The sequence below is a fragment of the Virgibacillus salinus genome, assembly GCF_900102415.1.
Taxonomy (GTDB): Bacteria; Bacillota; Bacilli; order Bacillales; family Amphibacillaceae; genus Lentibacillus; species Lentibacillus subterraneus.
Genome location: NZ_FNKD01000002.1, coordinates 710036 through 723011 on the forward strand (window position 1 = coordinate 710036; position 12976 = coordinate 723011).

Genomic DNA, 12976 nt, shown 5'->3' on the forward strand with positions numbered 1-12976 from the left:
ACTCACTCGTTTCTTAATCTAGCGCCTTCTGGATTGCTTCAACAACTCGTTCTGCCTGGAACGGTTTAACGATGAAATCTTTAGCGCCAGCCTGAATAGCATCTATAACCATAGCTTGTTGTCCCATAGCAGAGCACATGATTATATTTGCATCACCATCTAATTGTTTTAATTCTTTTAAAGCAGCTAACCCGTCCATCTCTGGCATCGTAATATCGAGTGTAACGAGATCAGGTTTCAACTCCTTATATTTCTCAATTGCTTCTACGCCATCTTGCGCTTCGCCAACCACTTCAAATCCGTTTTTACTTAAAATATCTTTTATCATCATACGCATGAAAGCTGCGTCATCTACTATTAAAATTTGTTTTGCCATTGTAGTAATCCCCCTTTTAAATATATTATTTATTTAGTTTCATTAAACGGTCTGTTCTGCTGCTAATATCTGTTACACGAACACCAAAGTTCTCATCAATAACTACTACTTCACCCTTAGCAATTAATTTTTCGTTCACCAAGATATCCACTGGTTCACCTGCAAGTTTGTCTAATTCAATTATTGATCCAGCTGATAGTTCCAAAATATCCTTAATGGTCCTTTTTGTACGACCAAGTTCAACCGTTACTTTTAATGGTATATCCAAAAGCATGTCCAGATTACGCTGCTCATTCTTGTTCAACTCAACTTGTTCAAAATTCGAGAATGTTGCTTGTTGAATAGAAGAACTATCTTGGTCAATTGAATCTCCCAGATATTGTGCACTCTCAGACCTTTCCTGAACTGAATTCGTCTTCTGTTCAGTTTTCACTTTTGACTTTTCTGTCTCTGCTGTTACTGCTGCTTCTTTTTCCCCATCAGAAGAAGATGCATTCAACAACTGATCAACCAATTCCTTAGCAAATTGAACAGGTATCAACTGCATTATATTAGAGTCTATTAGGTTACCAACTTGCAGCTGAAAAGAAACTTTCACAAATTGTTCTTCATCAGAGATAGATTCTTCACTTTTATCACCATTAGATTTTTCAAGATTAATAGTTGGCGGTGATATATCAACACGTTTCCCAAATACCGTTGACATACTTGTTGCAGCAGTTCCCATCATTTGATTCATTGCTTCCTGAACAGCACTCAAATGTATTTCATTTAATTCGTTATCAGGAGATGTTCCGTCACCACCTAGCATAATGTCTGAAATAACAGCAGCATCTTCTGACTTCATAACCAGTACATTTTTCCCATTGAATCCTTCTATATAATTTACCTGAATATTTACATGATCAAAATCAAATACATTATTTATTTCAGTATTTTTGATAACAGTAACTTTTGGAGTTGTAATATCTACTTTTTGATTTAGTAAAGTAGACAATGTTGTTGCCGAGCTTCCAAAAGAGATATTACCTATTTCACCTAGGGTATCTATTTCAATTGTTGATAAAGAATTTAAAGTATCGCTTGAATTTTTAACCATATCGTCCTCTTCTTCACCTACTTTTAGAAGTGCATCTATTTCGTCTTGGGAAAGCATACCGTCATTCATTATTGTCCCCCCCCTTAATTTCTCCGAGTACTTGCACTGACATCTTATTTTTAAATTTGCCAGGCTGTACATAGAATTTAGGTTCATCATTTACCGCTAATGTTAATGGATGATCTATTGACTGATTTAGCGCTATTATGTCATCTGCACCTAAATTAAGTAGCTGCTGAATGCTAATATTGGTGTTACCCAATATTGTCTTTGCTTCAATATTAGCAAGTTGAATATTGTTAGATAATTTTTCATATGCTTCTGGGTCCCGCTTCTTAGTAGCTGTTTGCATCCAATAATGCACTGATAACTTTGGAATAATAGGTTCTAATACTATATGTGGAATACAAATGTTAATCATGCCACTCGTTTCACCTATTGTTGTATTTAATGAAACTACAACAACTGTTTCATTTGGTGATACCATTTGAAGAAATTGCGGATTCACTTCAAAATCCTCTAGTACTGGATCAATTTCGATTAAGGATGACCAAGCCTCTTGTAAGTTAACTGTCGCTTTTTCAAATAGTTGAGACATTAGCATTGTTTCAATTTCAGTTAAATTTTCCACTTTGTTAACACTATGCCCTTTTCCACCAAGAACCCTGTCAAGCATTCCATATGCAATATTTGGATTAACTTCCATTAAAATTCTGCCTTCAAGTGGTTCTAGACTGTACATGTTTAATACGGTCATTTTGGGAACAGATCGAATAAATTCTTCATAAGGTATTTGGTCAACAGACGCAACAGAGATATTGACATATGTTCTTAATTGCGCAGAGAAGTAAGTTGTTAATAAACGGGCATAATTCTCATGAATCCTGGACAAACTGCGGATTTGATCTTTAGAAAATCGAAGCGCACGCTTAAAATCATATTCTCGAACCTTTTGCTCTTTTTCTTCTTTTTTTAATTCATCTGCATTCATTTCGCCCGACGATATTGCTGATAATAATGCATCAATCTCATTTTGCGAAAGTACTTCTTCCACTAGAAACCTCACCTCCAAACAGGAGAATTTACCTTACTACTGTAATATTTTATTTATTGTATACACATCTGTAATGCTACCTTTTGTCATTACCTTATTTAATTCTAACTGAACAACATCTTCTAAATTTGATAATCCTGATTTGAAATCTTCTTCATTCATTTTAGCAAGTTCTTTTATTAAGATGTTTTTAAGCTGAAATTCCCTTTTTATAACTTCTTCCTTCGCGTCCTTACTATCCGTTATAATTTGAAATTGAATTCGTACAAAACTGCCATCTTGTAAATCGGTAGTGATTTCAGAAGTTTGATACGAATTTTCTACGATTTCATCAATTGATTGTGCATTGCCGTTATTTTTATCACCGGTAAAATTTAAAACTACTATAAGTGCAACTACACCAGCCAACAATAAAATACTTATTGATGTCACCATCGTTTTCCCCAGTCTACCGCTCATTAACATCACCCACTTCTTTAAACCATCCATTTAAACCGATTTTACGATAATAGTCTGTTACTATTTGTTGAACGTCAGATTCAGAGTCTTTGACAACAATTTTCTTACCATTCATCAATGTAATCGTCGTATCTGGATGTGATTGAATCTGTTCAATCATAATTGCATTTAATAGAAATAGTTCTCCATTTAGTCTAGTAAGCTGAACCATATTTATGGCGGGAGTGCCACCTTATTGATGGACACCCCCTACCTCCCTACATTATCGTTTTAAATTCACCAGTTCTTGAAGAATTTCATCTGATGTTGTAATGATTCTAGTATTAGCCTGGAATCCACGCTGTGCTGTAATCATCTCAGTAAATTCTGAGGCAAGGTCCACATTTGACATTTCTAGTGAACCACTGACTATTGATGCAACTCCATCAGTTTCAGGTTCAGATAACCCGGTATAACCCGCGTTCTCCGTATTTAAATACAAGTTACTACCTGCTTTTTGAAGACCGGCTGGGTTTGAGAAACTTGCAAGAGCAACTTGCCCGGCTACTTGAGTATTACCATCTGCATCAATATAATTTACAGTACCATTTGTTTGTACACTGAAACTTTGTGCTGTTTCAGGAATGTTGAGTGCAGAAATATTCCCAGTGTCGCCCTGATTAGCAGAGCCCATTAAATATAATCCATCAGAGTTCACAATGTTCCCATTTGTATCCAGATAAAAATTTCCCGCTCGAGTGTAAGAAACATTTGAATTATCCAAATTAATATTATCAAGTTCATTAGGGTTACTTGGGTCAAATATATCGCCTTGAGGATCATCTCTAGCTATATCACTTGCAACAACGAACATTCCATCACCTTCCAATGAAAAATCTAGCGGATTATTCGTTGTTTGACGGAAACCTTGTGTATGGATGTTATCAATTGAACCCATTTGTGAACCTAATCCAATCTGTGCTGGGTTTACACCACCACGAGTATCTGTTGCACCTTGTGCACCTGATGACATTTGACTCATCATATCCTGAAACGTTACACGTCCCTTTTTAAACCCTGCAGTATTTACGTTGGCAATATTATTACCAATAACATCCAATTTCGTTTGAAAACCTTTCATTCCAGAAATACCTGCATACATTGAACGTAACATAATTATTTCTCCCCTTTATTGGTTTTTATCAAATCTAGCTTCAGCGACTAATAGAAGTGCATCCACTATTTTAGCTGTATCACTCATTCAACAGCTTAATGGGCCTCCCAATCGGGTCCAGCCTATTCGTTTATTAGTATTGTTCCATTAATATTGGTGAAAATTTTGCTTGTTGCTTCTTCCTTGTTCATTGCTGTTACGACAGTATTGTTTTTAGTACTTACAAGCAAAGCAGCGTTATCCGTAACAACTAATGAATCCGTTACACCTTTATGTTTAGCTTCAGTCATTTTTTCTGAAATTGCTTGCCATTGCGTTTCACTTATCGTTATATTTCGTTCATTTAAGCGTTCTTTGGCGTGCTTACTGACTTTAGGATGGTGTATCTCTGCTAAAATGTCCTTAAAGTTAGTTGATTCATTCTTTGTTTCTGTTTTCCTTACTGGTGGTAATGGCATTGCATGATGCTGCTGTAACTGATTAATGCGATCCATATTACTCACTTCCTTCAGGAGAAGGCCCTGTTACATTTTCTTCAGTACCACTATCTGAACTCGCATCTGGATCGCTCACCTGTGTAATCGAATCTGCATAAATCTTTTCACCATTCTCAAGTTCCAGTACAGCCCAACCTTGATCTTGACTTACAGCAGTAACTTTACTTGTTTCAATGCCGATTTTTTCTCCAGTCTCTTCATCATAAGCTTGATAAGAAACTTCTTTGCCAATCATATGACTATTTTTTAGTATTGGAGAAACCGTTTGATTTTGTACAAGATTATCAATTGAGTTCGTCATATTCATCATTTGTTCCAGGGATGAAAATGATGCCATTTGAGATACAAACTCTTGATCCTTCATTGGATTTGTTGGATCCTGATTTTGCAGCTGGGTCATTAAAATCTTCAAGAATTCATCTTTACCTAAATCAGGACTTGGAACCCGCTCTGTCGATTGGTTATTTAAATATAGTGATGGATCTATAGTTGTCATGTTTTTCACCTACACTTTCTCATTCATTAAGATATTTTGAAATTGCGTCTCAAAATCATTATCTTCTTCTTGATCGTCCTGTTCAGAGTGATTGGACTGACCTTGTTCCTGTCTACTATTGTGTTCATCATCTTGTTCACTTTGATTCGTTTGCGCTTGTTGAGATGATACTTCCTGCTTTTCAACCACTACCTGTTGTGGTGAAAACATGTTTCTCAGTTGGTGCATATTCGACTCAAGCATTTCTTTAGCAGCATGAGAAGTAACCATTATTTTAACGGTCATTTCCCCATTCATTTGTGTCAGTTTGACCATCATGTCACCAAGGTTTTCCGGCCGTAATGTGATATTTAACTGCGATGTACCATTTTGCATTGTTAAGAATTTGCTAGTTTTCATAACTTTTTGGAACTGATCTATTAATTGTTTGTCTACTGTATTGTTACTTTGATTTTGATTCATATGAATAACGTATTGTTCAACCTTTGATAAAGGAATCGATGATGTCATTGACATGGGTTGCTGTCCGGATATTTTATCACTATTTGCTTGACTTCCTACTGCATGCTGCAACCATTTTGTTACATCATTACTAGTTACTTTCGCATCAGAATTGTACTGTTGCTTGGAAACAAGTTGATTTCTCTTTTGAAAAGATTGTAAGAGTTCTTTCCATATTCCCTGTTCTTTACTACTGCTTTTAAATGAATCTTGTGAAATAACTGCTTGTTTCATATCTTGTTTTTTCTCTAGAGCTGTCCATTGTTCCAGCAACTTTAGTAATACCGGTGCTGCTTTAGAAGCGCTTTTCTGATCCGTTATTTGTGATAGTAATCTTTCAGCTTTTACGGACAATGCCTCAAATTGTTGTTGAAGAGCTTTATTGCTCAAGACTGTTGATTGTTCTAAATAAGTAAGAAATGAACCTACATTTACTTCTGTTTTACTATTCTGCTCTGATATTAGTTTGTTAATTGATCCTTCGAGCATTTTCATTACTTGCGCTTTTAATGCTGCACCATTCTCATTATCCACAACAATACTATTAATTGTAGCTTCCAACATTTGCATTGCTTTTTCTTCCGATAACGAGCCCTCTTTTCCTGTAGCAATGCTTTTAATAGCTTGCACTAACTTTTGCATTGCTTCTTCTTCTGAGGCTGCACTATTAATTAGCTTTTGAACATCACTTGTATCCATCAGCATGTTAACGATAGACATTTCATCCTGTGAGTTATCTTCGCTACTTAATTGTTCGGTTACTCCCGTTTTTGAGCCTGACAATAAATTTTGAAAAACAGACTGTTTATCTGGTGTGCCCTTTCTGGAGTTTTGCTCCAATGCTCCTCGTGTTTGCATTACCTGTTGAAAAATAGTTCCAATCGCATTCATCTTTCTCACCCCCTTTCAAGTTAAGTCACATAAGAATTAGTTTGTTACAAACAATTGAGTCAACTCTGCAGCCAAATCAGGTTCCATTTCTTCAAAAATTCTCCCACGCACATCATTAGGTAATTTCTTAAGTATTCCTACAGCTAAATCTTGCTCCATATTTTCAATAATTAATGCTGCCTGTTCACTATCCATTTCCTTAAAAGATGAAGAAATCGCTTTAATTGAATCCTCCCCTGATTCAGCTGCATCATCAGAGGTTTCTGATTCGCTCTTATTCTCATCGGAATTACTGTTCTCAAGTTTGACAATTTCCTGTTCCAATTGTCCGACGGTAGACTCGAGATTAGACACTTTCTGATTCAGTTGTGATATTTTCTCATCTTTAGTAGCAATAATATTCTTCGTCTTCTGTTCTTCTCGCTGTTCATTCTTCTCTTTATCCGTCGTGATCATAGAAGATACAACTGGTATACTATTTCCAGTACTTTTAGCCCAACCGATAACATCAACACCAGCAACTGTAAATATAATTATTGTTAAAGTTACCGCAACAATAAATGGAATTACAATGGCAAAAAAGAACCATAGAATTGGATTTGTTTTATTTTGTTGTTTATTATTATCCTTCACCATATTTCTCACCTAATTTTCTGGCTAAAATATTGCTGCATAGAAATTTCATCCATTTGAGCATTTTCATTCTTCTTAGTAAGCTCTTCATCTGCCTTATGCCTGTGTTCAATTATTTTTTCAAACTTTTTCACTTCAACAAACGCATTGGTTAGTTTCTCATGGTTAGTATCCATTTCATTTCTTGCTTTTTGTACATCATGCTGAAGTTTGACAATCTGGTTATTCAATATTTCTATATAGCCTACTTGCTCTTTAATCCTATCTATTGGTGTTGTTTGATGGAGATATCCTTCATATGATTCTTCAGCTACTTCTTTTTTTCTTAGTAGGTTATACAATTGTGTAGCTATTTCCTCAAAGAAATCAATTGATTGCTGATATGCTTTTTGTGCATCTCTCTTTTCACTTTCACGTACATTTAATATTTTGGATAATGCAACTGTCTCTGCCATCAAATTCCTCCATTAAGCAACTTTTGCATCTGATTAATTGATTCTTCAAGCGTTTGGTATTCAAATATTTCTTGCTTCAAAAACTCCTGTATCTTTGGGTGGTATGATATTGCCTTATCGATTTCCTGATTAGTTCCCCGCTTATAAGCACCAATTTGAATTAATTCGTTATTCTCTTCATAAGTAGCCATTAATGTCCTTATTTTTTGCGCAGCATCCAAATGTTGTTTACTAGAAACCTGATTCATTACTCTACTAATCGACTTTAATATATTAATAGCAGGAAATTGACCTTGTTCAGCTAAGTTTCTATCTAATACAAAATGACCATCCAGTATACCCCTAACTGTGTCAGCAATTGGTTCATTCATATCATCACCGTCTACCAGAACAGTATAGAATGCCGTTATAGTTCCATTTTCACTTGTGCCTGTTCGTTCCAATAGTTTAGGCAATGTAGCAAATACAGACGGGGTATAGCCTTTTGTTGTTGGTGGCTCTCCAGTCGCTAAACCAACCTCTCTTTGCGCCATTGCAACCCTTGTTACAGAATCCATCATCAGATTAACTTGAAATCCTAGGTCTCGAAAATATTCACTAATTGCAGTTGCGGTATATGCTCCTTTTATTCGCATTAAAGCTGGCTGATCAGATGTTGCTACCACTACAATAGACTTTTTTAACCCTTCATCTCCCAGGTCATTCTCAATAAACTCTCGAACTTCCCTGCCTCGCTCACCAATTAAACCAATCACATTTATATCTGCGCTACTATTACGAGCTATCATGCCAAGTAAAGTACTTTTACCAACGCCGCTACCTGCAAATATACCTATCCTTTGCCCTTTACCTACTGTTAACAACGAATCAATTGCCTTAACCCCCACCTGGATTGGCTCAGATATGGGCGCACGTGATAGTGGGTTTGGTGGTGATTGCTCCGTTAAATAACTTGACAACCCTTTTGGAAGTTTAGAATCATCCAAACACCTGCCAAGCGAATCAACTACTTTACCAATTAAACCTCGTCCGATTTTCACTGACAATGCTTCTCCTGTTGACTCTACTAAACATCCTGGGCCGATTTCAGTTACCTGCGCGTATGGCATAAGAATAATTTTTTCATTGTTAAAACCAACTACTTCAGACATGACTGGTTTTTTATTAGTCGAGCTATGAATCAGACAAACTTCACCGATATTTGCATCAGGACCCTGTGATTCAATCATGAGCCCCACAACTCGCAATACTTTCCCATACCGTTTTAATGTGTCTGCTTGATCAATGGCATCAAAAAATTTTGTTGTTGTCATTGGTCACTCTCCATATTGACCTCATATAATACTTCACGCAGTTCCTGGAGTTGAACATCTATACTGGCATCAATTCGTCCAAAGGGATGTTCAATCAAACAACTATCTTCTTTTAATTGTTCATTAATATAGAAAGATACATTTAAATCCTTATCAACAAGTTGGACAATTTCATCTTTTTGCTTCATCACCAGTTCATAATTATTTGGGTGTAAATATATTGAAAGGTCAGACTGGTCTTTTATATCTTTAATTGCTGTATTAACAATTTTAATGAATGAGTCAGGATTCTCATTTAACTCTTTCTTGATAATCTTTTCTGCAACATGTATGGCTAGCTCTAAAATAGTTTCATCGCTTTGTTCAATTGTAGAATGATAATCTTTCGTTGCTGATTCAACAATTTTATTAGCATTTGTCAGTAATTCCTTATATTGGTCCTGGCCCTCTTGCTTACCAAGTTCAAAGCCTTTTTCAAATCCCTCATCCTGAGCCTGTTTAATGTACTTTTCTCTTTCGGCTTCCCAATTTTCTTTAGCTTTTTCAATTTCAGCATTTGTTTGTTGTACCAATGTCGCTTGTTGTTCTTGTATTTGCTGGAGCCTATCGCGTGCCTGAGTGATTTCCGATTGTATACTTATTCGATCATCTTCTAAACCAGTAGAAGCCTGAGCGCTATCTTGATTATTTAACTCAATCGGCCTCACTTTTATAAGTTTTTCTTTCATTGTACGTGATTGGTTTGAAAAAATATTAGACAATGATATCATCACCTCCACCACGGGCTATAACGATTTCGCCAATTTCCTCCAAGCGACGTATGGCACCCACGATTCTTGTTTGCGCTTCTTCCACATCTCGTAATCTAACTGGCCCCATATATTCCATTTCCTCTTTAAATGTCTCTGCCATCCGTTGAGACATATTGTTAAAGACTATATCCTTTACTTCATCACTAGCAACCTTAAGTGAAAGACGTAAATCCTCATTTTCAACTTCCCGTATGACACGTTGTATTGCACGATTATCCAGTACAACAATATCCTCAAATACAAACATGCGTTTTTTGATTTCTTCAGCCAACTCTGGGTCCTGGATTTCAAGTGCATCCAAAATTGTTTTTTCGGTACTTCTATCAACACCATTTAATACTTCAACAACGGCTGCAATACCACCAGTTTGAGTATAGTCTTCAGTTAATGAGGAAGATATTTTCCGTTCTAATACCTGCTCCACCTGACTTATAATCTCAGGTGATGTTGAATCCATTGTTGCGATACGTTTTGCAATCTCTGCCTGCATTTCCTGTGGTAACTCGGATAATATTTGTCCTGACTGCTCCGGATCTAAGTAGGATAATACAAGTGCGATAGTTTGTGGGTGTTCATGTTGAATAAAATTTAATACTTGCTGCGGATCGGCTTTACGTGCAAAATCAAATGGCCTGACTTGTAATGATGATGTCAGTCGTTCTATGATGTTAGTTGCCTCACTCTGCCCAAAAGCTTTTTCCAGCACAGATTTTGCATACCCAATCCCGCCCTGTGTAATATAATCCTGCGCCAAAGCAATTTGGTGAAATTGATCAAGTACATCTTCCTTCGTATTCGATTCAACTTTTTTTACTGAAGAAATTTCCAAACTCAATTTTTCTATTTCTTCTTCCGATAAATGCTTGTACACTTGAGCAGATACGTCTGGACCCAAGGAGATTAAGAGGATAGCCGCTTTTTGTTTGCCTGTGAGAGTAGAATGTTTTGCCATTTCAAAATACCTCCTTAATCTTCCGAAATCCAGCTTCGTAAAAGTTTAGCAAATTCTTCTGGTTTATCTTTAGCCATTTTCTCTAATTGTTTTTTACGTACTACTGATTCAGAGTCCTGTTCATCACCTATTTCTGGTAGCTCTTCACTCGTTTGAGTTCCTATCGTCTCTTCTACTACTTCCTCTTCTTCCTTATTACGGTTACGAACTAACAAGAAGATTAATAAGATAATAATAGCTAATAATATTCCGCCTGCTATATACATCCATAATGGAATAACTGGAGTAGTTGGTTGTGCTGTATCAGCACTTTCACTGAATTCCTGGAACACGATAGATGTTTTTTCTTCAGTCTGAATCTCCCCATATTCCCCATCTATTGATGTACTGATGATAGAATCTAAAATTGATGCCATTCCAGCAGAAACTGTTTCTTGTTCCTGATTCGATAAATATTGAATTTCATCCCCATTTTTACTTTTCACTTCGTCAACTGCTACTTGAATTCCCAAATCACGAATTTTGTAGGGACTCTCAACAATTTCTTTACGAATACGGTTATATTCATTATTTATCGTCTCTTTAGAAAGTTCGTATTCACCATCTTCTCCTTCTTCAGTTGCCTCATAATTAGGTATGTCTTCTTCACCAGTTCCACCAGTTCCGCCGACCGGAGGGTTACCTGTATAGGTTTCATGAATACTTTCAATACTTATCGGTACACCTTCCATATTTTCTACATCTACTGGCTCAATAAGTTCTTCAACTCGGTTTTCCTGTCTGAAGTCAACATCAGCTGTTACAGAAACAATAACATTCTCCATCCCAACCATAGCTCCAAGCATCTGTTGAAGTCTTCGTCTTATATCACGTTCTATATCTTGCTTAACATCCTGCTGATATGTATATGTATCCTTATTGGCAACACCATTTTGTGTATTCCTGTCGAAGTATTCAAAATACTGATTCATAATAACGATATCTTCAGAAGGCAGATTAGGAACAGCTTTTGATACTAAGTGATATAATGAATCAATTTGATTGCCTTTAAACTGATAGCCAGGTTGTGTATTTATCACTATAGAAGCACTTGCATCCTGCACAGATTCACTAACAAAAACAGGCTCTTCAGGCATATTGATCATGACTTTTGCATCTTCAATTCCTTCTACACCTTTTATTAAATTAGCTAATTCCGTTTGCATAGCATCCAGTTTTATCATACTGAATTCGTTATCTGTAATACCCCAGGAAGCATTTTCACTGAAAAAGGAGTAATCAATATTACCACTATTAGGTATTCCTTGCCCTGCAAGATCAACAAGTAATGAATTTACGCTACTTTCAGGTACCGTAACAGTTGTACCTCCACTTTCCAGCTCATAAGGAACACCTCTTGCATCTAATTCAGTTTTTATTTGTCCGACTTCTTGTAAAGATAGGTTATTATATAAAGGAACTAGTTTAGAATCAGATGTAAACAGTATTATTGCTAGAATCAAAGCAACAACTATTGCAATAGAACCTATAAATATTCCCTTTTGACCTTTAGTACGCCTGGTCCAAAAAGATTTAGCTGTATCTTTGAATTTCAATAATTTTTCCTTCATATATTCCCCCGCCAAATTCCAGTTTCTATTTAATAGCTATCTCTGTATTCTATAGCAACTATTAGGACCTCATAAAAATCGTTTGAATATTTTTTACAGTTTAAAGAGCAAAAAAATATTAGAAAACTTAGCTTATCACCAGAAAGCGTTTTTATCTACTTAGAATTCCTTATACTTTGGAGCGCAAGCACTAATGGCGAATGCCTCAATTGCACTTATGCAATAATGAAATTAATTAGTATTACCAACAAAGGTTAACTTCCAGTTTGCATTTTTATAGTAGATAGTGGCTGCACACGGCAGCCATTTTGGTTCTATAATGCTAAGCATAATCACTTGCTCTTTTCAGTTGCTACTAGATATTTCCTTTATATCTGCATGCGCATAATTTCTTTATAAGCATCAATTACTTTACGTTGTACTTGTACAGAGGTCTCCAACGTAATGCTTGCTTTTTGTGCTGTAATCATAACATTATGTAAATCATCAATTTCTCCATTAGCCATTGCCTCAGTTTTTGAATTCGAAGCAACTTGTGTATCATTCACCTGTTCAATTGCTGCTTTTAACGAATTTGCAAAGTTACTCTGTGCCTCACCTGGTGAAATTGACGGCTTACCTGCTCCCGGATTGGTAATTGCAGGCTGAGTTACTCCATTTACTAAAGGGTTCATA

The 12976-nt window shown here is 36.1% G+C and carries 16 protein-coding genes; all 16 read right to left on the reverse strand.

The features are described from left to right. Nucleotides 1-13: 13 nt before the first annotated feature. Nucleotides 14-376: a response regulator gene (locus tag BLS02_RS10410; RefSeq protein WP_092492940.1), complete on the reverse strand. Its 363-nt coding sequence runs from the start codon at nt 374-376 to the stop codon at nt 14-16. 25 nt (nt 377-401) lie between these two features. Beyond that, nucleotides 402-1547 (reverse strand): flagellar motor switch phosphatase FliY, encoded by a 1146-nt coding sequence (fliY, locus tag BLS02_RS10415; RefSeq protein WP_175559486.1) that lies wholly within the window; start codon nt 1545-1547, stop codon nt 402-404. Then, the gene (gene fliM, locus BLS02_RS10420) at nt 1537-2529 is read right to left on the reverse strand and encodes a flagellar motor switch protein FliM (protein WP_092492942.1); all 993 of its coding nucleotides are present in this window, start codon (nt 2527-2529) and stop codon (nt 1537-1539) included. The genes fliY and fliM overlap by 11 nt, the downstream gene beginning before the upstream one ends. A gap of 36 nt (nt 2530-2565) precedes the next feature. Continuing rightward, nucleotides 2566-2988, reverse strand: a complete 423-nt coding sequence (gene fliL / locus BLS02_RS10425; RefSeq protein WP_092492943.1) for a flagellar basal body-associated protein FliL — start codon at nt 2986-2988, stop codon at nt 2566-2568. Then, a complete protein-coding gene (locus BLS02_RS10430; RefSeq protein WP_092492944.1) occupies nt 2978-3199 on the reverse strand; it encodes a flagellar FlbD family protein in 222 nt (73 codons plus the stop codon). The genes fliL and BLS02_RS10430 overlap by 11 nt, the downstream gene beginning before the upstream one ends. 51 nt (nt 3200-3250) lie before the next feature. Further along, nucleotides 3251-4141, reverse strand: a complete 891-nt coding sequence (gene flgG / locus BLS02_RS10435) for a flagellar basal body rod protein FlgG (protein WP_092492945.1) — start codon at nt 4139-4141, stop codon at nt 3251-3253. Nucleotides 4142-4263: 122 nt separating this feature from the next. Then, nucleotides 4264-4635 carry a TIGR02530 family flagellar biosynthesis protein gene (locus BLS02_RS10440; RefSeq protein WP_092492946.1) on the reverse strand — a complete coding sequence of 124 codons (372 nt, stop codon included), beginning with the start codon at nt 4633-4635 and terminating at the stop codon, nt 4264-4266. A gap of 1 nt (nt 4636) precedes the next feature. Beyond that, nucleotides 4637-5134 (reverse strand): flagellar hook assembly protein FlgD, encoded by a 498-nt coding sequence (gene flgD, locus BLS02_RS10445; RefSeq protein WP_092493240.1) that lies wholly within the window; start codon nt 5132-5134, stop codon nt 4637-4639. A gap of 9 nt (nt 5135-5143) precedes the next feature. Then, nucleotides 5144-6526: a flagellar hook-length control protein FliK gene (locus BLS02_RS10450; RefSeq protein WP_092492947.1), complete on the reverse strand. Its 1383-nt coding sequence runs from the start codon at nt 6524-6526 to the stop codon at nt 5144-5146. A gap of 36 nt (nt 6527-6562) precedes the next feature. Further along, nucleotides 6563-7162: a MotE family protein gene (locus tag BLS02_RS10455; RefSeq protein WP_092492948.1), complete on the reverse strand. Its 600-nt coding sequence runs from the start codon at nt 7160-7162 to the stop codon at nt 6563-6565. A 5-nt stretch (nt 7163-7167) separates the two neighbouring features. Continuing rightward, nucleotides 7168-7614 carry a flagellar export protein FliJ gene (gene fliJ, locus BLS02_RS10460; RefSeq protein WP_092492949.1) on the reverse strand — a complete coding sequence of 149 codons (447 nt, stop codon included), beginning with the start codon at nt 7612-7614 and terminating at the stop codon, nt 7168-7170. Continuing rightward, nucleotides 7614-8927 (reverse strand): flagellar protein export ATPase FliI, encoded by a 1314-nt coding sequence (fliI, locus tag BLS02_RS10465; protein ID WP_092492950.1) that lies wholly within the window; start codon nt 8925-8927, stop codon nt 7614-7616. The genes fliJ and fliI overlap by 1 nt, the downstream gene beginning before the upstream one ends. Continuing rightward, nucleotides 8924-9688: a flagellar assembly protein FliH gene (gene fliH, locus BLS02_RS10470; protein WP_175559476.1), complete on the reverse strand. Its 765-nt coding sequence runs from the start codon at nt 9686-9688 to the stop codon at nt 8924-8926. Before fliH ends, fliI begins: the two co-directional genes overlap by 4 nt. Continuing rightward, the gene (fliG, locus tag BLS02_RS10475) at nt 9681-10691 is read right to left on the reverse strand and encodes a flagellar motor switch protein FliG (RefSeq protein WP_092492952.1); all 1011 of its coding nucleotides are present in this window, start codon (nt 10689-10691) and stop codon (nt 9681-9683) included. The genes fliH and fliG overlap by 8 nt, the downstream gene beginning before the upstream one ends. Nucleotides 10692-10705: 14 nt before the next feature. Beyond that, nucleotides 10706-12301, reverse strand: a complete 1596-nt coding sequence (gene fliF, locus BLS02_RS10480; protein WP_092492953.1) for a flagellar basal-body MS-ring/collar protein FliF — start codon at nt 12299-12301, stop codon at nt 10706-10708. 368 nt (nt 12302-12669) lie between these two features. After that, nucleotides 12670-12975, reverse strand: a complete 306-nt coding sequence (fliE, locus tag BLS02_RS10485) for a flagellar hook-basal body complex protein FliE (RefSeq protein WP_092492954.1) — start codon at nt 12973-12975, stop codon at nt 12670-12672. Between the last annotated feature and the right edge of the window lies 1 nt (nt 12976).